The sequence below is a fragment of the Pseudomonas sp. LBUM920 genome (assembly GCF_003852315.1).
Taxonomy (GTDB): Bacteria; Pseudomonadota; Gammaproteobacteria; order Pseudomonadales; family Pseudomonadaceae; genus Aquipseudomonas.
The window spans coordinates 713,640-735,636 of the sequence record NZ_CP027762.1; the positions used below are offsets into that span (position 1 = coordinate 713,640).

Here is a 21,997-nt window from a genome sequence, read left to right on the forward strand (position 1 = left end):
GACTGTCCAGTTCTATGCAGTAGGCAGCACGATTAGCGAGGATTGCGCAAAATTTGTGACTGGGGTGCAGTATCCAGTCATTGGCAACACTGTCTTGAATACTGTGGATGTCAAATGTGGGAGGGGGCTTGCCCCCGATGCGCTGCATTAGGCACACATGCAGTGAGTGACACACTGTCATCGGGGGCAAGCCCCCTCCCACTTTTTGCTCTCCATAGGGCAGGAGATGGGCTCAAACCCGGAACGCCTGAACCGCCGTGTTCAGCTGCCCACCCAGCACCAGCAGGTGTTCGCCCTGGCGGCGGCCCTGGCCGATGCGCAGCAGATTATCCTCACCCAGTTGGTGAATCCGCTCGCTGTTGTCGCGAATCTCACTGACGGCGCCACTCTGCTGCGCGGTCACATCGGCGATGCGCACCGCTGTGTCGGAGATGGTCTGAATTGCCCCGACGATTTCATCCAGCGCGCCATCCGCCGCCTGGGCTTGCTGGGCGGTGGCCTCAGCGTGTTCGACCTGGGTGCGCATGCCTTGCACTGACTGGTGGGCGGCGGTTTGCAGGCCGGCGATCAGGCTCTGGATTTCGGCCGTGGCACCGGCGGTGCGTTGCGCCAGCGAGCGGACCTCATCGGCTACCACGGCAAATCCGCGTCCGGCCTCACCGGCCCGTGCAGCCTCGATGGCGGCATTGAGCGCGAGCAGGTTGGTCTGGTCGGCAATCGCGCGAATCACCGTCAGCACGCCGCCGATGGTGGCAGACTCTTCGGCGAGTTTTTCGATCATCTGCGCGTTTTGCTGCACCTCGCCCACCAGAGCATGCAGCCCGGTCAGGCTCAGGCCGATCACCCGTTGGCCCTGTTCCACGGCCTGGCCTGCACTGCGGCTGGCGCCAGCCGCCTGGCTGGCATCACCGGCGACTTGCTGGATGGTCGCCTCCAGTTCACCCAGCGAATCACGGATCTGCGCCGTATCGCCGGCCTGGCGCTCAGCGCCGTCGTGCAACCCGCTGCTCAGTTCGGCGAGGGCGCGGCTGCTGCCGGCGACTTCTTCGGCATTGCCGCGAATGGTGCCCACCAAGTCCACCAGGTAAGCACGCAGGCGGTTAAGCGAGGCCTCGATGTCGTGGAGTTCACGGTTGGTCTTGCCCAAGGCAATCGACTGGCTGAAGTCGCCTTCGGCCCAAGTGGACAAGGCCGGTGCGAGGTTGGTCAGTACCCTTGCCAGCCGTCGTTGCAGCGTGTCGATCAGCAGTGCGATGAGCAAAATCAACCCGATCATCACGCCTTGCATCAGGCGCACTTCGCCCTGGATTCTGGCATGTTGGGCGCGAACAACGGGTTCCAGGCCGGCGATGGCTTGCTGCACGGCAGCAATCTTCACATGGGTGCTGTCGGCCAGCGCAGTGCGCAGCTGGATCTGATCGCGAGTGCGCTTGAGTTCGGCAGGGTAGCGGGTCAGCAGGCTGTTGAGTTCGCGTTTGAGGTCCACGCCGGTGTCCTGCACTTCGGCTTTTTCGCTGCTTTCCAGGCCCAGCATGGCGGAGAAATCATCCGCGCTGGACTCGGCGCTGGCCTTTACGCCCAGCAGCGGTAACTGCGCCAACAGGTCGGCCTGCGTGCGGATGCTGGCAACTTCGCGCTCGACTTCATCGGCCAGCTCTGCGCGCCCGCTGCTCACCAGCTTGTCGCGGGCCAGTGACAGTTTGCCCAAGTGCTGGGACGCGGCCAGCAGCGGCGGCAAGTAGCGTGCAGCGTCGGGTGAAGTGACGCCCGTGGCGTACTGGCTCAACTGTTCCAGATTCGCGCCCAGCTCACGTTCGGCTTGCAGCAGCAGCGCTTGTGGGTCGCCGGCCAGTTTGCCGGCGGCCAGCAGGTCGGTTTTGCTGAAGGTGTCCAGTTCGACCAGGCTGGGGCGCAGGTTCTGCGCGAGGTCCGCCGGCAGTTCATCGAGGTGCTGCAGGAGGTTTTCCAGGCTCTGACCGGCACTGCTCAAACGCAACGCGTCGCCGCTGGCCAGGTAGTCGTCGATATTGCGCGCGGCCTGATTCTGAAACGCCTGCGACAGGCCCAGGTAGCGCTCCATCAGCAAATAAGGCCGTTCCAGTGCGCGTTGCGACCACCATAGCGTCGCCCCGAGCGCCAGGCACACGGCCACCAGCAGAAGGGTATTTAAATTGGTCAGCAGCTTCAGGCGCATGCGTGGTTTCAACCGACAGCAAAAGATAAGTGCCTGAAGTTATTGCGTTTCCATTACAGAGTTATGACGGAATCGGTGGATTCCGGTGAAAAGATGGCACTTTGCTTTGATGTGCGCGCAGCCTGCACGCGGTTACGCCCGGCGTCCTTGGCGCGGTACAGCGCCTCGTCTGCCTGAGCGGCCATCATCAAGCTGTCGGAACCGTCGCACAGCTCCACCAGCCCGGCGCTGAAGGTGCACCACAAATCCTGCGGCTGGGCCGGGTAGTGAATTTCGGCAAACCGCCCACGGATTTCGTCCAGCACTTTGCAGGCCGATTCCAGGTCGGTGTCGGGCATCACGATGGCAAATTCTTCACCGCCGTAGCGGCCGATGTAGTCGGTCTTGCGCAAGCGCTGCTTGAGAAACAGCGCCAGGCTCTTGATCACGCGGTCGCCCATGGGGTGGCCGTGACTGTCGTTGACCCGCTTGAAGTGGTCAATGTCGAGCATGGCAAAGCTCAGCGGCTTGTTCTCGCGGCGCGCGCGAAAGCTGCAGTCTTCCAGCAGTTGCAGAATATGGGTGTGGTTGTACAGCCCGGTCAGGCTGTCGCGCACCATCCGTGCTTTAAGGTTGCGTGCACGCGCCGCGCGGTTGCGCACGGTGGTGATCAGGTGGCGCGGTTTGATCGGCTTGGTGAGGAAGTCGTCGCCGCCTTCGCTCATGGCGTCCAGTTGCTTGTCAAGGTCGTCTTCGGCCGACAGGTAAATGATCGGCACGCTGACGTAACGGTCATTGTGGCGGATCACTTTGGCCAGTTCGGTGCCGGTGCAGGCGGGCATGTACATGTCGAGGATGATCAGGTCCGGCTGGAAGTCCGCCAGTTCGGCCATCGCCTGGATCGGCTCGATCAAGGTGCGCGTGACGATCCCGGCGCTGTTGAGCAGGCGCTCGGTGTGCAGCGCCTGGGCGCGTGAGTCGTCGATGATCAGCACCTTATAGGGCTCGTACTGCGCGACGCAGGTCAGCACCTCGATCTTTTCCAGCAGGCTTGAGGCCTCAAGCGTGCCAGTGAGAAATTCCTGGCCGCCGGCGCGCACGGCAGCCAGGCGCGTCGGGGTGTCGGTTTCGTGCAGGCTGAAAAACAGCAGCGGCAGCTTTTGCTCCAGGCCTTCCTGAGCTTCGGCGGCGAGCTTGAGGCCCAGGCCTGCGCCGCAGAAATCCACATCCATCACGATGGCCGACGGCAGGCGCTCGGCCAGCGACGCGCGAAAGGCTGCCACGCTGTCCAGGGACTGGGCGCTCATGCCAAAGAATTCAAGCTGCTTGGCCAGGCGCTCGGCGCGGTCGTGATCGGCCAGCATCACGTAGATCGGCTTGCGCATGGGGGGCAGGAAAGTTTGTTCCAACTGGTCGCCCTGGCGCAGGCCGGTGCGGGACAGGCGCTGCATCAGGCGGTTGAGCTCGGTGATCACCTGGCTGCTCAGGCGGCCGCGATTTTCATCCACCGCCTTGAGGGACTCGCCGATGTGCCGCGCCAGTTGGCCGTGTTCCGGCTGCTCGAAACGCTCGGCAAAGCGCAGCAGGCGCAGGTTGGCTTCGCTGAGTTCGGACAGATCGGTGTTCGACCATTCGCTGCGTTGCAGGCGTTGCCAGATCTCAAGAATTTGACGTGCCTGATGAATTACCCGCTGGGCAAAATGGTGCTTGAGACGCTCACGGCTGGGGTCTTCTGGCTCGGTCATATCCTGACTACTAGTTAGGGTGCATGCTGAGGTCGACTGATGGCTCTATGCTAGCACCTCTTTTCTCCCACATGAGTGTCATACGTCAATTAAGTAGCAGTCTGGGCCATTCAGTTTTTGACCTGATGGTCGCGCTGCGTAAAAAGCGTGCTTCATTTATAGTCGAACATCCCCTGTGCGCCACTTTCGGTTAAAAGCCCCGCGCCGATGGGCACGATGGGTTAGGGTTGTGGTCGGAGTGTTTGAACGCACCCGGACAAATGACGTGCATGAACTCAAGTGATTGAAAGGATATCGCCATGCTGGACTGGAAAAACCGCGCAGGCAGTGCCAAAGGCCCCGCCCCTGAGCCCAAGTCGGCCAACCGTAGTTACTTTCGCAACCTGCTGATGAGCAAAGCCTTGCTCAGCGTGCTGGGTTTGTACCTGTTGGTCACCGGCGCCCTGGGTTGGTACTGGAGCGAAGAGCCGGCGCTGTTCCCGGTCCAGCAAAATGCCCAGCTTGCCGCCGAGAAGGAAGGCAAGCAGATGGTGGTGGGCTACACCACTGTCGAAACCCTCAAGACCGTGGTCGGCACCTTGCTGAACAAGCCTGGTGGCTACATTTCCAACGACCGTTTCCCGCCGGGCCTGTGGATGGACAACATGCCGAGCTGGGAATACGGCGTGCTGGTGCAGGTGCGTGACCTGACCCGTGCCCTGCGTAAAGACTTCGCCCGTTCCCAGTCGCAGTCGGCCGAAGACGCTGACTTGGCCAAGGCCGAGCCGCGTTTCAACTTCGATAACAAGAGCTGGGTGCTGCCTTCCAGCGAGTCGGAGTACCAGGAAGGCATCAATTCCCTGAGCCGCTATGAAGCGCGCCTGTCGGACCCGAACCAGCGCGGCGCGCTGTTCTACGCGCGTGCCGACAACCTGAACAACTGGCTGGGCGATGTCGCGACCCGCTTGGGTTCGCTGTCGCAACGCCTGTCGGCCAGTGTTGGCCGGGTGAAACTGAACACCGCACTGAAAACCGAAGCCCTGGCGCCTGGTGAAGTGCCGCAGGTCGATGAAGAAGTGGTGGAAACCCCATGGATGCAGATCGACAACGTGTTCTACGAGGCTCGTGGCCAGGCCTGGGCCTTGTCCCACCTGCTGCGCGCCATCGAAGTCGACTTTGCCGACGTGCTGGCCAAGAAAAACGCCACCGTCAGCGTGCGCCAGATCATTCGTGAGCTGGAGGCCTCGCAGGAGCCGGTGTGGAGCCCTATGATTCTGAACGGCAGTGGCTTTGGCATCCTCGCCAACCACTCGCTGGTCATGGCCAACTATATTTCCCGGGCAAACGCTGCAGTGATCGACTTGCGTCAGCTCCTCAACCAGGGGTGATGATGGACGCTACTCAAAAGGAGGCCGCGCACCGCGCGGCCTCCGACGCTGAACTGATCGCCTGGGTTGATGAGCATGACAACCTGCTCGGTACCCTGGTGCGATCCGACCTGCGCCGACGTGGCCTGATCGGCCGTTGCACCTTTATCTTCCTGTTCAATTCTGCCGGTGAGTTGTGTGTGCATCGGCGCACCCTGAGCAAAGCGATGTACCCGGGTTTCTGGGACACCGCAGCGGGCGGCATGGTGGCGGCCGGTGAGAGCTACGCCGATTCGGCGGTCCGTGAGCTGCAAGAAGAGCTCGGCGTTGCGGGCGTGGCGCTGGTCGAGCATGACCATTTCTACTTTGAGGATGGCGACAGCCGGCTCTGGTGCAAATCCTACTCTGCTGTCTGGGATGGCCCGTTGCGCCTGCAACCGGAAGAGGTGATGGAAGCGCGGTTTTTGCCCATTGACATTGTCCTGCAGGAAGCTGAACAAAAGCCTTACTGCCCGGACGCTCAAGAGGGCTTGCGGCGCTATCTGGCCTTGCGTCGCTAAAGTTGCATAAATTGGCGCTATTTGGCTCTTAGCAAGCCGGCTTTTTGCCGTTACACTGCGCGACTTTTCACCCGAACCACCTTTGCGGTTCGGTAGCGCTGCCCCTGCCTGAGTGGGGCTTCGCGGTCGGTAATGCTCCTGGTGAGCGCCGATCAGTCTTTGTCCTCCCAAGAGGATTGCCGGTGGCCAAAAAAGCCGCATCCTTCGCCGCCCTTGGTGGCCTGGTATTTTCCACCGACGCAGGTCGACACTGCCCGGACTGTCGTCAGCCCGTGGATTCGTGCACCTGCAAACAGACCCTGATCCCTGAAGGCGACGGTATTGCGCGCGTGCGACGCGAGAGCAAAGGCCGTGGCGGCAAGACGGTGACCACCATCACCGGCGTGCCGCTGGCCGAAGATGCCCTGAAGGAACTGGCTACCACGCTGAAAAAGCGCTGTGGCACCGGTGGCGCGTTGAAAGACGGCGTTATCGAGATCCAGGGCGATCACGTCGAGTTGCTGTTGGCCGAGCTGATCAAGCTGGGTTACAAGGCGAAGAAATCCGGCGGCTAGCAGCCTCTGTGAAACCCACCCCGATCGCCGGTTTGCTGAACGCGAACTGTCGTCTCCATGGTTTTCACAGAGCCTGTTCCTGACCGGTGTCTAAACTCTGTCCTGCGAGTGGGGTCTACCTTCCTTACAGGCAAATCGTCATTTTCATTCTTTAGACTTCGCCAGCCTTACAAGAAGGGTGTGGTGATCTTCGACTTTATATAGGGGACTTCGATGTCCGTACGACGCACACGCAAAGACGATGGCAGCCAATGGACAGTTGCGGACAGCCGCAGTGTTTACGGGATTCGCCATTGGGGGGCCGGGTATTTCGCGATCAATGAAGCCGGTCGCGTTGAAGTCCGTCCGAACGGCCCGAACAGCACGCCTGTCGATCTGTACGAACAAGTTGACGAGCTGCGCAAAAGCGGCCTGTCCTTGCCGCTGCTGGTGCGCTTCCCCGACATCCTGCAAGACCGCGTGCGCCAGCTGACCGGTGCGTTCGACGCGAACATCGAGCGCCTGGAATACCAGAGCAAGTACACCGCGCTGTACCCGATCAAGGTGAACCAGCAGGAAGCGGTGATCGAGAACATCATCGCCACCCAGGACGTTTCCATCGGCCTGGAAGCCGGCTCCAAGCCTGAGCTGCTGGCTGTGCTGGCCCTGGCACCGAAAGGCGGCACCATCGTCTGCAACGGTTACAAAGACCGTGAGTTCATCCGCCTCGCGCTGATGGGCCAGAAGCTGGGCCACAACGTGTTCATCGTGATCGAGAAAGAATCCGAAGTGGCGCTGGTGATCGAAGAGGCGGCCAACCTCAAGGTCAAGCCACAGGTCGGCCTGCGCGTGCGGTTGTCGTCCCTGGCGTCGAGCAAGTGGGCAGACACCGGTGGCGAAAAGTCCAAGTTCGGTTTGTCGGCGGCGCAACTGCTGTCGGTGGTCGAGCGCTTCCGCGCTGCCGGCCTGGACCAGGGCATCCGCCTGCTGCACTTCCACATGGGTTCGCAGATCGCCAACCTGGCCGACTATCAGCATGGGTTCAAGGAAGCCATTCGTTACTACGGCGAACTGCGCAACCTCGGTTTGCCGGTGGACCACATCGACGTCGGCGGCGGCCTGGGCGTGGACTACGACGGTACCCACTCGCGTAACGCCAGCTCGATCAACTACGACATGGATGACTACGCCGGCGTGGTCGTGGGCATGCTCAAGGAATTCTGCGACGCGCAGAGCCTGCCGCACCCGCATATCTTCTCCGAAAGCGGCCGTTCCCTGACCGCCCACCACGCCATGCTGGTGGTGCAAGTCACCGACGTCGAGAAACACAACGACGAAATCCCGCTGATCGAGAACAAGGAAAACCTGCCGGAAACCGTGCAGTGGCTGGTGGACCTGCTGGGCCCGACCGACATCGAGATGGTCACCGAAACTTACTGGCGTGCCACGCACTACATGAGCGACGTGGCCACCCAGTACGCCGACGGCAAGATCACCCTGGCGGAAAAAGCCTTGGCCGAGCAGTGCTACTTCGCGGTGTGCCGCCGCCTGCACGACTCGCTCAAAGCCCGTCAGCGTTCGCACCGCCAGGTGCTGGACGAGCTCAACGACAAGCTGGCCGACAAGTACATCTGCAACTTCTCGGTGTTCCAGAGCCTGCCGGACACCTGGGCGATCGGCCAGGTCCTGCCGATTCTGCCGCTGCACCGTCTCGACGAAGAGCCGCTGCGCCGCGCCGTGCTGCAAGACCTGACCTGCGACTCCGACGGCAAGATCAAGCAATACGTCGACGAGCAGAGCATCGAAACCAGTTTGCCGGTGCACGCCTTGAACGAAGGTGAAGACTACTTGCTGGGCATTTTCCTGGTGGGCGCTTACCAGGAAATCCTGGGCGACATGCACAACCTGTTCGGCGACACCGACTCGGTGAACATCTACCAGCGTGAAGACGGTTCGGTGTACAGCGCCGGGATCGAGACCCACGACACCATCGAAGACATGCTGCGCTATGTGCACTTGTCGCCGGAGGAGTTGATGACGCACTACCGTGACAAGTGCGCGAGCGCGAAGATCAGTGCGTCGGAGCGTACGCAGTTCCTCGACGCGTTGCGTCTTGGTTTGACGCGTTCTTCGTACCTGTCGTCGTGATCTAAGCTGATAGCAATCTAATGTGGGAGCGGGCTTGCTCGCGAAAAGCGGTACATCAGTCACACATGTGTTAACTGACCCACCGCCTTCGCGAGCAAGCCCGCTCCCACATTTAAATCTTCATTTGGCAGTGCCTTGCATGTGGGGTCTGAACGATGTCGAGCAAATGGCTGCAAGCCTTCACCCTGGCATTCGCCGCATTCCTGGCGGCCTGCTCCCCCATCAAAGTGCTCAACGCACTCACGCCCTCCAGCACCTTTACCAAAACCGCCTCCATTGCCTACGGCGATGACCCGCGCCAAACACTCGATGTCTACCGTCCGATCAAGGCATTGCCCAACACCCCGGTCGTGGTGTTTTTCTACGGCGGCAGCTGGAACAGCGGCGCCAAGGATGACTACGGTTTTGTCGGCGAGGCTCTGGCCTCACGCGGCATTGTGGTGGTGATCGCCGACTACCGGCTCTACCCGCAAGTGCGCTACCCCTCGTTTCTGCAGGACAACGCCCAGGCCGTCGCCTGGACTTATCAACACATCGCCGACTACGGCGCTGACCCCAGGCAGCTGTACCTGATGGGGCACAGCTCCGGCGCCTACAACGCGTCGATGCTGGCGCTGGATCCGCGCTGGCTTAAAGCAGTGAACCTGTCGCCCACAATGCTGAAGGGCTGGATCGGCCTGGCCGGGCCGTACGACTTCCTGCCGATTGAAAACCCTGACGTGAAGCCGGTGTTTTTCTTTCCTGACTCACCGCCGGATTCCCAGCCGATCAACCATGTCAGCCACGCTGCGCCGCCGAGTCTGTTGATCGCGTCGGTGAGCGACACGCTGGTCAACCCCACGCGCAACACCGGTGGGTTGGCGAAAAAACTGCGCACAGCGGATGTACCGGTTGAAGTGTTTTACTTCACCAAGACCAGCCACGCGACACTGGTGGCGTCTATCGCTCGGCCCTTACGCTGGCTGGCGCCGGTATTGGACCGCGTCACGGCCTTTATCCAAGCCACTGATTCTGCCGATTCAAGCGCCAGGCAATCGCCCACAAAGTAAGGCTGCGCAGGGCCATGAACAGCAGGAAGGTTATCCACAGGCCGTGGTTGCCGTACGGCTGCAGCGCCCAGGCGAAGGGCAGCAGCATCGCCACGGTGAGCAGCATGCCGTTGCGCATTTCCCGCGCGCGGGTGGCGCCGATAAACAGACCGTCGAGCAAGTAGCTCCACACCGCAATCAACGGCAGCACGGCCAGATACGGCAGGTAAATGTCGGCGGTTTCGCGCACGTCGGGGATGTCGGTTTGCATGGCGATAAACAAATGGCCGGCAAAGGTGAACAGCAGCGCGAACCCCACACTGGCGATCAGTGACCAGCCGCAGGCAACCACCAGCGAACGGCGCAGCGCCTGCCGATCATGGGCGCCGATGGCATGCCCGCACAGGGCTTCGACGGCATGGGCCAGGCCGTCCAGGGCATGGGCGGTCAGCAGCAGGCCATTGAGCAGCAGCGCGTTGGCTGCCACGGTGGCGTCGCCCAGGCGCGCGCCTTGCACCGTGATCATGAAAAACACCGATTGCAGGGCGAGGCTGCGGATGAAAATGTCGCGATTCACCGCCAGCAACGGGCGCCAGCTTTGCCAAACTTTGAGCGCGGCCCAGGCGATATGCCCAGGGTAGACGCGCAGGGCGTTTTGCGTCAGGGCCAGGCCGAGCAGGGCGCCGGTCCATTCGGCAATGACTGACGCACGTGCGGAGCCGACCACGCCCCACTCCAGGCCGAGAACGAACCACAGGTTCAAAGCGATGTTGACCAGGTTGGTGGTCAACAGAATCGCCAGCGGCGCGCGGGCGTTTTGCGTCCCCAGGAACCAGCCCACCAACGCGTAGCTGGCCAGGGCGGCGGGCAGGCCGAACAGGCGCGTGTGGAAAAACTCGCGGGTCAGCTGATTGAGTTCGGGAGAGGGTTGCATCCACTCCAACGCCAGGTGGCTCAGCGGAATGCCGACGGTGCCCAGCAACATCGCCAACCCCAGTGCCAGCAGCAGGCCTTGCAGCAGGATTTGCCGCAGCGCCGCGCCGTCATTGCGCCCGGCGGCCTGGGCAGCGAACCCGGTGGAGCCCATGCGCAGAAAGCCCATGGCCCAGGCGAGGAAGGTGTACAGGCTGGCACCGACGGCCACGGCGCCCAACTGGTGGGCGTGGGGCAGGTGGCCGATGACCATGCTGTCGACCAGGGCCACCAGCGGCACCGAAATATTTGACAGGATCATCGGCGCGGCCAGCGCCCAGACGCGACGGTGGGTGGGGCGGTGGCGCCAGTCGGTGAGCAGGGTAGTCATGGAGGCTCCTTTGGGGGAGCGGTATTGTAACTGGCCCCCCGCTGCACCGCAGAACCAATGTGGGAGCGGGCTTGCCTGCGATGGCGGACTGTCAGTCAAAATAGTGATAGCAGACACACCGCTATCGCAGGCAAGCCAGCTCCCACATTTTGATCTCCAGCAGCTGTGGGATTTGGCTGGGATAAGCGAGGATCAAGAACCAAAGCACCCTCCGTCGGTCAATGTGACCAGCACCTCATCGGCCCCTCGCAGGCTGATATATAGTTCACCCCTCGGACCCCTCTCACTACGAGTGCCCCATGCTTAACAAAGGACTGTTCCTGGCCTGCGCGCTGGCCCTGCTGAGCGCCTGCGATTCCTCCGATAAACCGGCTGCCCCGACCGCTCCTGCGGCGGCGACGGTTGCACCCAAGCCGGCGAAAGCGGCGGTGGATGTGGCAGCGCTGAAACAGCGCTATGCCGGCCGTGAGTTGAGCGTGGTGGACGTGTCCGAAGTCCAGTTGGACGGGGCAAGCACGCTGTCGGTGAGCTTTTCCATCCCGTTGGACCCCGAGCAGAAATTCGCCGACAAAGTCCACCTGGTGGACAGCAAGTCCGGCAAGGTCGATGGCGCCTGGGAGCTGTCCGATAACCTGATGGAGCTGCGCCTGCGCCACCTCGAGCCGCAGCGCAAACTGGTGCTGACCGTCGATGCCGGAGTCAAGGCGGTCAACGACAACAAGCTCGCCGCCGAGTACACCGCGCGCCTGGAAACCCGTGACCTGCAAGCCACGGTCGGCTTTGCCAGCCGCGGCACGTTGTTGCCGACGCGCCTGGCCGAAGGCCTGCCGGTGATTGCGCTGAACGTTGACAAGATCGATGTCGAGTTTTTCCGTATCAAGCCCGAATCGCTGCCCTCGTTCCTCGCGCAGTGGGGGCGTAACACCAGCCTGCAGAGTTATGAGTCGCGCGAACTGTTACCGATGGCCGACCTGGTCTACGGCGGCCGCTTCGACCTGAACCCGGCGCGCAATACGCGCGAAACCCTGTTGCTGCCGATCGCCGGCCTCAAGCAATTGCAGCAGCCGGGCGTGTACCTGGCGGTGATGCGCGCCTCGGGCACCTACAACTATTCGCAACCGGCCACGCTGTTCACGTTGAGTGATATCGGCCTGTCGGTGCACCGCTATGCCAATCGCCTGGATGTGTTTACCCAGGCGCTCGAAGGTGGCAAGGCGCTGGAGGGCGTGGACCTCGAAGTGCTGGATGCCGAAGGCCGTGTGCTGGGCCAGGGCAAGACCGAAAAGGGTGGCCATGCCGAGTTGCCGTTGCCGAAAAAAGCCCAGGTGTTGCTGGCCAGGCTTGGCGAACAGACCAGCCTGCTGCGTCTGGACAGCGCTGCGCTGGACCTGGCCGAGTTCGATATCGGCGGCCAGCCGGCGCACCCACTGCAGTTTTTTGTGTTCGGCCCACGTGACCTGTATCGCCCCGGTGAAACCGTGCTGCTCAACGCTTTGTTGCGCGACAAGGATGGCAATGCCGTCAAGCCGCAACCGGTGAGCGTGGAGGTGCGCCGGCCGGATGAGCAGGTCAGCCGCAAGTTCGTGTGGGATGCCGATGCGTCGGGCCTCTATCAGTATCAATTGCAGTTGGCCGGTGAAGCGCCGACCGGGCGCTGGCAACTGGTGTTCGACCTGGGCGACGGCAAGCCGCAGCTGTATGAGTTTCTTGTCGAAGACTTCCTGCCCGAGCGCCTGGCGCTGGAACTCAAGGGCAGTGACACAGCCTTGAGCCCGGCGGATAACCCGGTGATTCACGTCAATGGTCGCTACCTCTACGGCGCACCGGCATCGGGCAACCGCGTCAGCGGGCAAGTGTATGTGCGCCCGTTGCGCGAGGCCGTCAAATCGCTGCCGGGCTACCAGTTCGGCTCCGTCACCGAAGAAGAACTGAGTCAGGATTTCGAGCTGGACGAAAGCGTGCTCGACGCCAAGGGCCAGGAAGACCTGACGCTGGAAAGCAAATGGGCCGAGGCCAAGTCACCCCTGCAACTGATCGTGCAAGCCAGCCTGCAAGAGTCAGGTGGGCGCCCGATCACTCGGCGCCTGGTGCAGCCGATCTGGCCGGCCGAGCAACTGCCGGGCCTGCGTGGTTTGTTTGATGGCAAGGAAACCAACGGCGATGGCCCAGCGGAATTCGAAGTGCTGCTGGCCAACCAGGACGGGCAGAAACTCGCCGCGCAAAACCTCAAGGTGCGCCTGGTGCGTGAGCGCCGCGACTACTACTGGAACTACTCGGAAAGCGACGGCTGGAGTTACCACTTCAACGAGAAATTCCTCAACCTCGACGAGCAGACCCTGAATATCAAGGCTGGCGACACCGCCAAGGTCAGCTTCCAGGTCGAGTGGGGCCCGTACCGTGTCGAGGTCGAAGACCCGCAAACCGGGCTGGTCAGCAGCCTGCGTTTCTGGGCCGGTTACCAGGCCCAGGACAACACCGAAGGCGGTGCCGTGCGCCCCGACCAAGTCAAATTGGCGTTGGATAAACCGGCGTATGGCGATGGCGATACCGCCAATGTCACCGTCACGCCACCGGCAGCCGGTAAAGGCTACCTGCTGGTGGAATCCAGTGAAGGGCCGCTGTGGTGGCAGGAAATCGATGTGCCGGCCGAAGGCAAAAGCTTCGCCGTGAAGCTCGACCCCAAATGGTCGCGCCATGACCTGTACGTCAGCGCGCTGGTGATTCGTCCGGGTGAGCGCAAAGCCAATATCACGCCTAAACGGGCCGTGGGTTTGCTGCACCTGCCATTGGATCGCACCCAGCGCAAACTCGGCCTGACCCTCACCGCGCCGGAAAAAATGCGCCCCAAACAACCGCTGACGGTGAAGATCGCCGCCAAGAACGCCGACGGCAGCGTGCCCAAGCAGGTGCATGTGCTGCTGGCGGCCGTGGACGTGGGCATCCTCAATATCACCGAATACCCGACACCGGACCCATACTCCAGCCTGTTTGATCGCAAGGCCTATGGCGTGGACCAGTTCGATATCTACGGCCAGTTGATCGAGGCCGGCCAGGGCCGTTTGGCCAGCCTGGCCTTCGGTGGTGATGCGGCGCTGGCCAAGGGCGGCAAGCGCCCGGATACCAGCGTGACCATTGTGGCGTTGCAGAGCGCGCCCGTGACGTTGAATGAACAGGGCGAGGGCGAAGTCAGCGTCAATATCCCCGACTTCAATGGCCAATTGCGCCTGATGGCCCAAGCCTGGAGCGATGACCGTTATGGCATGGCCGAAGGCAAGACGGTGATTGCCGCGCCGCTGATTGCCGAGCTGTCGGCGCCGCGCTTTCTCGCCGGTGGTGACCAGACCACGTTAGCGCTGGACCTGTCCAACCTGTCGGGCACAGCGCAGAAACTCGATGTGCAATTGAGCACTGAAGGGCAACTGGAGCTGGTCAACAGCGGCGCGCAGTCCGTTGAACTCAAGCAAGGCCAGCGCACCACCTTGCGCATCCCGGTCAAAGCCTGGGGCGGGTTAGGGCAGGGCAAGGTCAAGGTCACCGTAAATGGCCTCGACCTGCCGGGCGAAAACCTGCCGCCGTTCAGCCGCGAGTGGACCCTGGGTGTGCGCCCGGCCTACCCGGCGCTGCTCAAGCATTACCGCGCAGTGCTCAAGGATCAGCCGTGGAGCTTGCCGGTCGGCAGCCTGGACCTGTTCGATGCCTCGGGGCGCGAAGCGCTGTTGAGCCTGTCGAGCCGGCCGCCGCTGAACCTCGGCGCGCAGATCAGTGCACTCAAGGCTTATCCTTATGGCTGCCTCGAGCAGACCGCCAGCGGCCTGTATCCGTCGCTGTATGCCGACGCCGCCCTGCTCAAGCGCCTGGACGTCAAGGGCGAGTCGGAGAGCGAACGCAAACGCAAGATCGAGCTCGGCATCGAGCGCCTGTTGGGCATGCAGCGCTACAACGGCAGCTTTGGTTTGTGGGGCGCCGACGGCGAAGAGGAGTATTGGCTGACTGCTTATGTCACCGACTTCCTGCTGCGCGCCCGCGACCAGGGCTTTGCCGTGCCGCCTGAAGCACTGAAGAAAGCCAGCGAACGCCTGCTGCGCTACGTGCAGGAACGCAACCTGATCGAAGTGGATTACAGCGACAACGCCGACCACACCCGCTTTGCCGTGCAGGCCTATGCCGGCATGGTGCTGGCGCGCAGTCAGCAAGCGCCATTGGGCGCGTTGCGCAGTATCTTCGAGCGCCGCAGCGAGGCGCGCTCCGGGTTGCCGTTGGTGCAGTTGTCCATTGCCCTGCAAAAAATGGGCGACCAGCCACGTGCCGATCAAGCCTTGCTTGCCGGCCTGGCGGCGCAACGCAATGCCAACGAGTGGCTGGCCGACTACGGCAGCCCGCTGCGTGATCAGGCGATGATCCTGGCATTGCTTGAAGAAAACGACTTGGCCAAGGGCAAGCGCGAGGAGCGTTTGTTTACGCTCTCGGACCAGTTGGCCGCCAGCCCATATCTCTCGACTCAGGAGCGTAATTCACTGTTCCTGGCCGGGCGCCTCGGGTTTTCCCAGCCAGAGTCGAACTGGCAGGTGTCGCTGACCGGCAGTGGCGGTGTGCAAACGTTGAACAACCAACAATCGACGCTGGCGTTGGATGGCAAGCAGCTGTCCAGCGACCTGACCCTGAGCAATCAGGGCGAGGCGCCGGTTTACCAGCAACTGACGATCTCGGGTTACCCCCAAGTGCCACCGGCACCGGGCGGCGACAACCTGAGTATCCGCCGCGAATACCTGGGCATGAATGGCCAGCCGTTGAACCTGCATAACGTCAACAGCGGTGATTTGGTGCTGGTGCATGTGGCGGTCAGCGCCAAGCAGCGTGTACCGGACGCGTTGGTGGTTGACCTGTTGCCGGCTGGCCTGGAGCTGGAGAACCAGAACCTGGCACAAAGTGCAGCCAGCCTGGAAAACGCCAGCAGCCAGGTGAAGGAGTGGCGCGAGTCGATGCAGAACGCGTCGCTCAAGCACCAGGAGTTCCGCGATGACCGCTATGTGGCGGCGATGAACCTGGAGGGTTATGGCGCCACCACGCACTTGTTGTACCTGGCGCGTGCGGTGACGCCGGGGACTTATCGCGTGCCGCCGCCGCAGGTGGAGTCGATGTATCGGCCGAACTGGCAAGCGGTGGGGGAGACGCCGGCGGATCTGGTGATCAAGGGGCGCTGATACCTGGCGGTAGGCACTCGGTTCAAATGTGAGAGCTGGCTTATCCGCGATGGCGGCGGGTCAGCCGGCACATTTTGGTGTCTGATAGATCGCTATCGCAGGCAATCCAGCCCCTACAGGGGAGTGGGGGGTTGTGAGGTTAGTGGACGACCCAGCTGAGTAGCCAGAGGCCGAGCATTAGCCAGATGACGCCCAGGATGATCGAAGCGCGCATGAAGGCGCGAACGGCCGAATACAGGAAGAGCAGGCCGATGATCAGGGTGATGATGCTGATGATCGAGGTGTCCATGCCCAGTGCGCGGGACATGCCATCGACGAAGTCGCCACCGGCATGGGTGAGCATATTGAACAGCCCACTGAAGAATTCGACGATGTAGTGGATGATCAGGCCAATCGTGTTACCCAACCATCCGAAAAAGTCTGCTTGCATAGGTGTGTCTCGATGAATAAGTGGACGAAATTGCCAGCACTGGGCCTTTGGTTGCGAAGGGTCGCGGCTAGTTCCGTGAAGCATAGAGGTTTGCGGGGTTGAATTTGCGATTTGTTGTGGGCGGGGTGGGGCCGTTGTGAGTGAGGCGACTGATAGACCGTCATCGCAGGCAGGCCAGCTCCCACATTTACTGCGCGTGGGCGTGGGTTTGGTGTTGTTGGTGATTGCGCTGTTGTGGCTGGCGGATCGTATGTGGCCGCTGCCTTTGCCCAAGGATGATTTGGCGCGCGTGGTGCTGGCCGAGGATGGCACGCCGTTGTGGCGCTTTGCCGATGCCAATGGCGTGTGGCGGTATCCGGTGCAGACCCGGGAGGTGTCGCCGTATTATCTGGACGCGCTGCTCACCTACGAAGATCGCTGGTTTTACGAGCACCCCGGCGTGAACCCGCTGGCGCTGCTGCGGGCGACGTGGCAGAACCTGACCGGCGCGCGCGTGGTGTCGGGCGGCAGCACCTTGTCGATGCAGGTGGCGCGGTTGCTCGACCCGCATTCGCGCACTTTCCACGGCAAGCTGCGTCAGCTGTGGCGCACTGCGCAGTTGGAATGGCATTTGTCCAAGGACGAGATCCTTAATCTGTACCTGAACCGCGCGCCCTTTGGCGGGACGTTGCAGGGCGTGGCGGCGGCCAGTTGGGCGTATTTGGGCAAGTCCCCGGCGCAGCTGACCCATGCCGAAGCCGCGTTGCTCGCCGTATTGCCCCAGGCGCCGAGTCGTCTGCGCCCGGATCGCCACCCGCAACGTGCCCAGCAGGCCCGCGACAAAGTGCTGCGCCGCCTTGCCGAATTCCAGGTGTGGCCGCAGTCGGCCGTTGATGAAGCCCTGCAAGAGCCGCTGCTGCTCGCCCCTCGGCTCGAACCCAGCCTCGCGCCGTTGCTGGCCCGCCGCCTCAACCGTCCGGACAGCCCGCCGCTGATCCGCACCACCCTCGACGCCACGCTGCAACGCCGCCTCGAAGACCTGCTGCTGGGCTGGCGCGCGCGGCTGCCGGAACACACCTCCGCCGCCATCCTGGTGGTGGAGGAAGAAACCATGGCCGTGCGCGCCTACCTCGGCTCGGTGGATATTAATGATGCCAAGCGCTTTGGCCATGTCGACATGATCAGCGCGCTGCGCTCGCCCGGCTCGACCTTGAAACCTTTTCTGTACGGCATGGCGCTGGACGAGGGGTTGATCCACTCCGAGTCGCTGCTGCAGGACGTGCCCCGGCGTTATGGCGATTACCGGCCAGGCAACTTCTCCATGGGTTTCAGCGGCGCAGTGCCGGCGAGTACGGCGCTGTCCAGTTCATTGAATTTGCCGGCGGTGCAGTTGCTGGAGGCCTATGGGCCGAAACGGTTTGCTGCGCAGATGCGCATCGGCGGCGTGCCGCTGGCATTGCCGGCGTTGGCCGAACCGAACCTGGCGCTGATTCTGGGCGGGGCGGGCAGCCGTCTGGAGGACTTGGTCAGCGGTTACAGCGCCTTTGCCCGCGACGGCAGGAGTGCTGCTATCCGATTACAGCCGGACGATACGCTTAAAGAACGGCCTTTACTGTCGCCAGGGTCCGCCTGGATTGTGCGGCGCATCCTCAGCGGCCAGGCGCGGCCCGACCGTGACCCGCGTGCCGAGCTGGTGCAGCGCCCGGTGCTTGCCTGGAAAACCGGCACCAGCTATGGCTTTCGCGATGCCTGGGCGCTGGGTGTGGGGCCGCGCTACCTGATCGGCGTGTGGATTGGCCGGCCCGACGGCACGCCCGTACCGGGGCAGTTCGGGCTGGCGTCGGCGGCGCCGTTGATGTTGCAGGTGCATGACGTGCTGACCAACCGCGACAGCCAGCGCGGGATCAGCGCGCCCGTCAGGCCGGTGCCTGCCAATGTTGGCGTGGCCGCGATCTGTTGGCCGCTGGGCCAGCCCATGAGCCGCAGCGACCCCAATTGCCGCCGTCAACGCTTTGCCTGGACGCTGGACAACACCACGCCGCCGACCTTGCAGGCCTTGGATCAGCCGTTGAGCGTGGGATTGATGGAAAGCGTGTGGGTCAATGCCAAAGGCTTGCGGGTGGACGCGCATTGCCCTGGCGCAGTGTCAAAAAATATCGCCTTGTGGCCGGCACCGCTGGAGCCCTGGCTGCCCAGGGGGGAGCGCCGCGAGGCGCGCATCCCGGCTGCCGACCCCGATTGCCCGCCGCCAGCGCTGGCCGCCTCGTCGCCGCTGTCCATCGTCGGCGTACGCGAAGGCGACCAACTGCGCCTGCCCGCCGCCAGCCAGCAGGCCCTGCACTTGAAAATATCTGCCCTGGGCGGCAGTGGCCGGCGATGGTGGTTCCTCAACGGCGCGCCACTGGGCGACAGCGCCAATCAGGACAGCATCAACGCCAGCTTCGAACAGCTGGGCCGCTACCAGCTCAGCGTCCTCGACGAAGCCGGCCAAACCGCCCGCCTCGAATTCAGCGTGATCGATTAGCCACCCGCCCACCCCACCCCATTGTGGCGAGCGGGCTTGCCCCGCGTTGGGCTGCGCAGCAGCCCCAGAAGACTCATGTCTCGCGTCGTCAGATTTCAGGGCCGCTTCGCGCCCCAACGCGGGGCAAGCCCGCTCGCCACAACAAGCCCGCGAACACCTATCAAATGCAGGCGCAGCCTCACCCGCGATAGACCTCCCAGCAACCCCTCCCAAGTTTGATCTACACCCGATTCAAATGTGGGAGCGGGCTTGCCCGCGATAGCGCCCCCAGCAACCCCCCCAAGTTTGATCTACACCCGATTCAAATGTGGGAGCTGGCTTGCCTGCGATGGCGCCCTCAGCAACCCCCCAAGTTTGATCTACACCCGATTCAAATGTAGGAGCTGGCTTATCCGCGATAGCGCCCCCAGCAACCCCCCCCCCAAGTTTGATGTACACCCGATTCAAATGTGGGAGCTGGCTTACCCGCAATGGCGCCCTCAAACACACCACCGGGATTCACTTGCCTTCATCCCTGATCCCCCCGAAGCTATACACCTTCAGGAGCCCCCGCATGAACCTCGAACACCTCACCGAACGCCTGCACCGCATCCGCGATAACAACGACTGGAAGCAGTTCCACAGCCCGAAAAACCTGGCCATGGCCGCCAGTGTGGAAATGGCTGAGCTGGTGGAAATCTTCCAATGGCTGAGCGAAGACCAATCGCGCCAGCTATCCGCCGACACACTCGCCCACGCCGGGCAGGAAGTCGGCGATATCGTGTTGTACCTGCTGTTGCTGTGCAGCGAGTTGGGCCTGGACATGAACGAGGTGGTACGCGCCAAACTGGCCGACAGCGAACGGCGGTTTGCCCATGAGTGATCGTCATTTCGACCAGCTGGCCACGCGCTTTGCCGAGAAAATCTACGGCGGTGCCAAAGGCGCAATTCGCCTGGCGGTGCTCCAGGCCGACCTGATCGAAGCGCTGCCGGACCGTCCATTGCGGGTGTTGGATATCGGCGCAGGCCTGGGGCATATGTCGCTGTGGCTGGCCGAGCGCGGCCACCAAGTGACCCTGGCCGAGCCCGCCGAGCCGATGCTCGAAGGCGCGCGCCAACGCTTCGCCGACGCCGGCCAGAGCGCAACCTTTATCCATGCGCCCTGGCAAGAACTGCTCGGCCAACTCACCCAGCCCTACGATTTGGTGCTGTGCCACGCTGTGTTGGAATGGCTGGCCGAACCCCATGCGATCCTGCCGGTGCTGCACCAGCTCACCGTGCCGGGCGGCTGGCTGTCGCTGGCGTTCTACAACCGCGATGCGCTGATTTACCGCAACTTGCTCAAAGGTCACTTTCGCAAAATGCGCAAGAACGACATGGCCGGCGAGAAGCAGAGCCTCACCCCGCAGCAGCCGCTCGACCCGCGGGAGTTGGCGGCGCAACTCGAGGGGCTTTGGCAGGTCGAAAGCCAAAGTGGCGTGCGGGTGTTCCACGACTACATGCCGGTGGAATTCCAGGCCCGCGCCGATGTGCAGGATTTGTTGGAGATGGAACTCGCTCACCGTCGTCACCCAAGCTTTGCCGGACTTGGGCGTTATTTGCACTGGATTTGCCGTCCGGTTTAAGCGGCCCAGTCTGCGGAGGTCGAAATGCGTCGTCTCTGTTTGATCCTGTTGTCGGTGGGCTTGAGCGCCTGCTCCAGCCCCAATCCCTACGTGGCCGCTTCCGCGCCGATGCCCCCGGCACCGGCCCAGGCGGCCAACACCTTTGATGCCAGCGCCTACCCGGCGCCGGTGCGCGACTATGGCGCCTACCGCAGCTGGGGCTGGCTCAACGGCCAACTGCCGGCGGGCACGGCCTGGGCCGACTCGGCGCAGATTGCCGAGGCGGTCAGTGGCGCGCTCGACCAGCGTGGCCTGCGACCCTTGCATGACAACCGTGCGCCTGACCTGCTGGTGAGCGCCGATGTGCGTCTGGAAAAACGGCTGCGCCAGGTCCAGGACGACTATGGCTACGGTTACGGCGGCTATAACCGCTATGGCAATGGCTACGGCATGTACAACACCGTGCCGGTGGTGCGCACGTATGAAGTGACGGTCGCCGTGGCGCGCATCAGCCTGTTCGATGCCCGCACACGCCAGCCGGTGTGGAGCACCAGCGCCGAAACCGCCAGCCAGGGCAGCCTGAGCCAACGGGCCGATGCCTTGCGTGAAGCGATGCAGAAGGCAATGAGCGCCTATCCACCCAGTTAGCAGCTATTCTCATCTCAGGCTGAATTGTCTTTTGGAGATAAACCATGTTTCGTCGCATTGCTGCACTTGCTGTTGTCGTGTTGCTGGGCGGTTGCCAGTCCAACCAGGTCAACCACGACTTTGACGCCAGCCGCGACTTCGGCGCCTACCGCAACTGGGCCTGGAAAGACCCGGCGCTGCAATATCGCCCGGATGATCCGCGGATCAAGAGCGACCTCACCGAGCAGCGCATCCGCCAGGCCGTGGGCGAACAACTTGACCAACGCGGCCTGCGTCCCGCCGCAGCCGGCACCAAGGCTGACCTGAACGTGCAGGCTTACCTGATCGTCGAAGACCGCCAGCAACAAGTCACCACCAACTACGGCGGCGCCTGGGGTGGCCCATGGAATGGCTACTGGGGCGCGCCGATGTACAACGAAACGCGCAACATCACCTACAAAGTCGCAACCATCCAGATCGACTTGCTGGACGGCAAGGACGGCAAGCTGGTGTGGCGCGGCAGTGACGAGCAGATGATGGCCAGCAGCCCAAATCCACAGGATCGCAACAACGCCATCCGCACCACCGTCAGCAAAATCCTCTCCAACTACCCGCCGCACTAAACCTTTCCCCAATTCCCTGTGGGAGGGGGCTTGCCCCCGATAGCGCAGTGTCAGTCAATAATGCTGTGACCGACCCACCGCCATCGCGGGCAAGCCCGCTCCCACATTGGATCTCCTGCAGCCTTGAGTCAGCGCATCCCTCAGCCCTTGTCTACACTCAAAGACACCCCAGGAGAGTAAGCGCTCGGCGACTC

15 protein-coding genes are annotated in these 21,997 nt (G+C 62.6%); 11 read left to right on the forward strand and 4 right to left on the reverse strand.

What is annotated here, in order from left to right; translation table 11 throughout:
- Positions 1 to 232 precede the first annotated feature (232 nt).
- Positions 233 to 781, reverse strand: a complete 549-nt coding sequence (locus tag C4J83_RS31000; protein ID WP_371924133.1) for a methyl-accepting chemotaxis protein — start codon at positions 779 to 781, stop codon at positions 233 to 235.
- A gap of 1,466 nt (positions 782 to 2,247) precedes the next feature.
- Positions 2,248 to 3,918 carry a response regulator gene (locus tag C4J83_RS03095; protein WP_106577699.1) on the reverse strand — a complete coding sequence of 557 codons (1,671 nt, stop codon included), beginning with the start codon at positions 3,916 to 3,918 and terminating at the stop codon, positions 2,248 to 2,250.
- A 299-nt stretch (positions 3,919 to 4,217) separates the two neighbouring features.
- Between C4J83_RS03095 and C4J83_RS03100 the strand changes: the two genes are divergently transcribed.
- From C4J83_RS03100 to C4J83_RS03120, 5 genes are all read left to right on the forward strand, one after another.
- Positions 4,218 to 5,285, forward strand: coding sequence for a DUF2333 family protein (locus C4J83_RS03100; RefSeq protein ID WP_106577700.1), 1,068 nt, complete (start codon positions 4,218 to 4,220; stop codon positions 5,283 to 5,285).
- A 2-nt stretch (positions 5,286 to 5,287) separates the two neighbouring features.
- Entirely contained in the window at positions 5,288 to 5,824 is a 537-nt protein-coding gene (locus tag C4J83_RS03105) for an NUDIX hydrolase (RefSeq protein WP_106577701.1), read from the forward strand.
- Between the two features lie 182 nt (positions 5,825 to 6,006).
- Positions 6,007 to 6,378 (forward strand): translation initiation factor Sui1, encoded by a 372-nt coding sequence (locus C4J83_RS03110; RefSeq protein ID WP_005784408.1) that lies wholly within the window; start codon positions 6,007 to 6,009, stop codon positions 6,376 to 6,378.
- A 213-nt stretch (positions 6,379 to 6,591) separates the two neighbouring features.
- Positions 6,592 to 8,505 (forward strand): arginine decarboxylase, encoded by a 1,914-nt coding sequence (gene speA / locus C4J83_RS03115; protein ID WP_106577702.1) that lies wholly within the window; start codon positions 6,592 to 6,594, stop codon positions 8,503 to 8,505.
- Between the two features lie 155 nt (positions 8,506 to 8,660).
- Entirely contained in the window at positions 8,661 to 9,554 is an 894-nt protein-coding gene (locus C4J83_RS03120) for an alpha/beta hydrolase (protein WP_124416322.1), read from the forward strand.
- On the opposite strand, the gene C4J83_RS03125 is transcribed toward C4J83_RS03120, so the two are convergent.
- Positions 9,499 to 10,836, reverse strand: coding sequence for an MATE family efflux transporter (locus tag C4J83_RS03125; protein WP_124416323.1), 1,338 nt, complete (start codon positions 10,834 to 10,836; stop codon positions 9,499 to 9,501). The genes C4J83_RS03120 and C4J83_RS03125 overlap by 56 nt on opposite strands.
- A gap of 299 nt (positions 10,837 to 11,135) precedes the next feature.
- Here C4J83_RS03125 and C4J83_RS03130 point away from each other — a divergent pair, with 299 nt between their 5' ends.
- Positions 11,136 to 16,037: an alpha-2-macroglobulin family protein gene (locus C4J83_RS03130; protein ID WP_124416324.1), complete on the forward strand. Its 4,902-nt coding sequence runs from the start codon at positions 11,136 to 11,138 to the stop codon at positions 16,035 to 16,037.
- 139 nt (positions 16,038 to 16,176) lie between these two features.
- Here the strand turns inward: C4J83_RS03130 and C4J83_RS03135 are convergent, their stop codons facing one another.
- Entirely contained in the window at positions 16,177 to 16,467 is a 291-nt protein-coding gene (locus C4J83_RS03135; RefSeq protein WP_119737790.1) for a hypothetical protein, read from the reverse strand.
- 250 nt (positions 16,468 to 16,717) lie between these two features.
- On the opposite strand from C4J83_RS03135, the gene pbpC reads away from it, so the two are divergent.
- The 5 genes from pbpC to C4J83_RS03160 all read left to right on the forward strand — a co-directional run bounded on the left by pbpC (position 16,718) and on the right by C4J83_RS03160 (position 21,803).
- Positions 16,718 to 18,970, forward strand: a complete 2,253-nt coding sequence (gene pbpC, locus C4J83_RS03140; protein ID WP_256660641.1) for a peptidoglycan glycosyltransferase PbpC — start codon at positions 16,718 to 16,720, stop codon at positions 18,968 to 18,970.
- A 553-nt stretch (positions 18,971 to 19,523) separates the two neighbouring features.
- Positions 19,524 to 19,832 (forward strand): MazG-like family protein, encoded by a 309-nt coding sequence (locus C4J83_RS03145; protein WP_124416326.1) that lies wholly within the window; start codon positions 19,524 to 19,526, stop codon positions 19,830 to 19,832.
- On the forward strand, positions 19,825 to 20,574 hold the full coding sequence (locus C4J83_RS03150; RefSeq protein ID WP_124416327.1) for a methyltransferase: 750 nt from the start codon (positions 19,825 to 19,827) through the stop codon (positions 20,572 to 20,574). The genes C4J83_RS03145 and C4J83_RS03150 overlap by 8 nt, the downstream gene beginning before the upstream one ends.
- A gap of 24 nt (positions 20,575 to 20,598) precedes the next feature.
- Positions 20,599 to 21,201 (forward strand): DUF4136 domain-containing protein, encoded by a 603-nt coding sequence (locus C4J83_RS03155; RefSeq protein ID WP_106577710.1) that lies wholly within the window; start codon positions 20,599 to 20,601, stop codon positions 21,199 to 21,201.
- A gap of 44 nt (positions 21,202 to 21,245) precedes the next feature.
- Positions 21,246 to 21,803 (forward strand): DUF4136 domain-containing protein, encoded by a 558-nt coding sequence (locus C4J83_RS03160; RefSeq protein WP_119737784.1) that lies wholly within the window; start codon positions 21,246 to 21,248, stop codon positions 21,801 to 21,803.
- The last annotated feature ends 194 nt before the right edge of the window (positions 21,804 to 21,997 follow it).

What these genes read in the sequence shown, in the direction of transcription:
- C4J83_RS31000 (WP_371924133.1), bottom strand. Translation starts at nt 781, where the DNA reads ATGATCGAAAAACTCGCCGAAGAGTCTGCCACCATCGGCGGCGTGCTG.
- C4J83_RS03095 (WP_106577699.1), bottom strand. Translation starts at nt 3,918, where the DNA reads ATGACCGAGCCAGAAGACCCCAGCCGTGAGCGTCTCAAGCACCATTTT.
- C4J83_RS03100 (WP_106577700.1), top strand. Translation starts at nt 4,218, where the DNA reads ATGCTGGACTGGAAAAACCGCGCAGGCAGTGCCAAAGGCCCCGCCCCT.
- C4J83_RS03105 (WP_106577701.1), top strand. Translation starts at nt 5,288, where the DNA reads ATGGACGCTACTCAAAAGGAGGCCGCGCACCGCGCGGCCTCCGACGCT.
- speA (WP_106577702.1), top strand. Translation starts at nt 6,592, where the DNA reads ATGTCCGTACGACGCACACGCAAAGACGATGGCAGCCAATGGACAGTT.
- C4J83_RS03120 (WP_124416322.1), top strand. Translation starts at nt 8,661, where the DNA reads ATGTCGAGCAAATGGCTGCAAGCCTTCACCCTGGCATTCGCCGCATTC.
- C4J83_RS03125 (WP_124416323.1), bottom strand. Translation starts at nt 10,836, where the DNA reads ATGACTACCCTGCTCACCGACTGGCGCCACCGCCCCACCCACCGTCGC.
- C4J83_RS03130 (WP_124416324.1), top strand. Translation starts at nt 11,136, where the DNA reads ATGCTTAACAAAGGACTGTTCCTGGCCTGCGCGCTGGCCCTGCTGAGC.
- C4J83_RS03135 (WP_119737790.1), bottom strand. Translation starts at nt 16,467, where the DNA reads ATGCAAGCAGACTTTTTCGGATGGTTGGGTAACACGATTGGCCTGATC.
- pbpC (WP_256660641.1), top strand. Translation starts at nt 16,718, where the DNA reads ATGTGGCCGCTGCCTTTGCCCAAGGATGATTTGGCGCGCGTGGTGCTG.
- C4J83_RS03145 (WP_124416326.1), top strand. Translation starts at nt 19,524, where the DNA reads ATGAACCTCGAACACCTCACCGAACGCCTGCACCGCATCCGCGATAAC.
- C4J83_RS03150 (WP_124416327.1), top strand. Translation starts at nt 19,825, where the DNA reads ATGAGTGATCGTCATTTCGACCAGCTGGCCACGCGCTTTGCCGAGAAA.
- C4J83_RS03155 (WP_106577710.1), top strand. Translation starts at nt 20,599, where the DNA reads ATGCGTCGTCTCTGTTTGATCCTGTTGTCGGTGGGCTTGAGCGCCTGC.
- C4J83_RS03160 (WP_119737784.1), top strand. Translation starts at nt 21,246, where the DNA reads ATGTTTCGTCGCATTGCTGCACTTGCTGTTGTCGTGTTGCTGGGCGGT.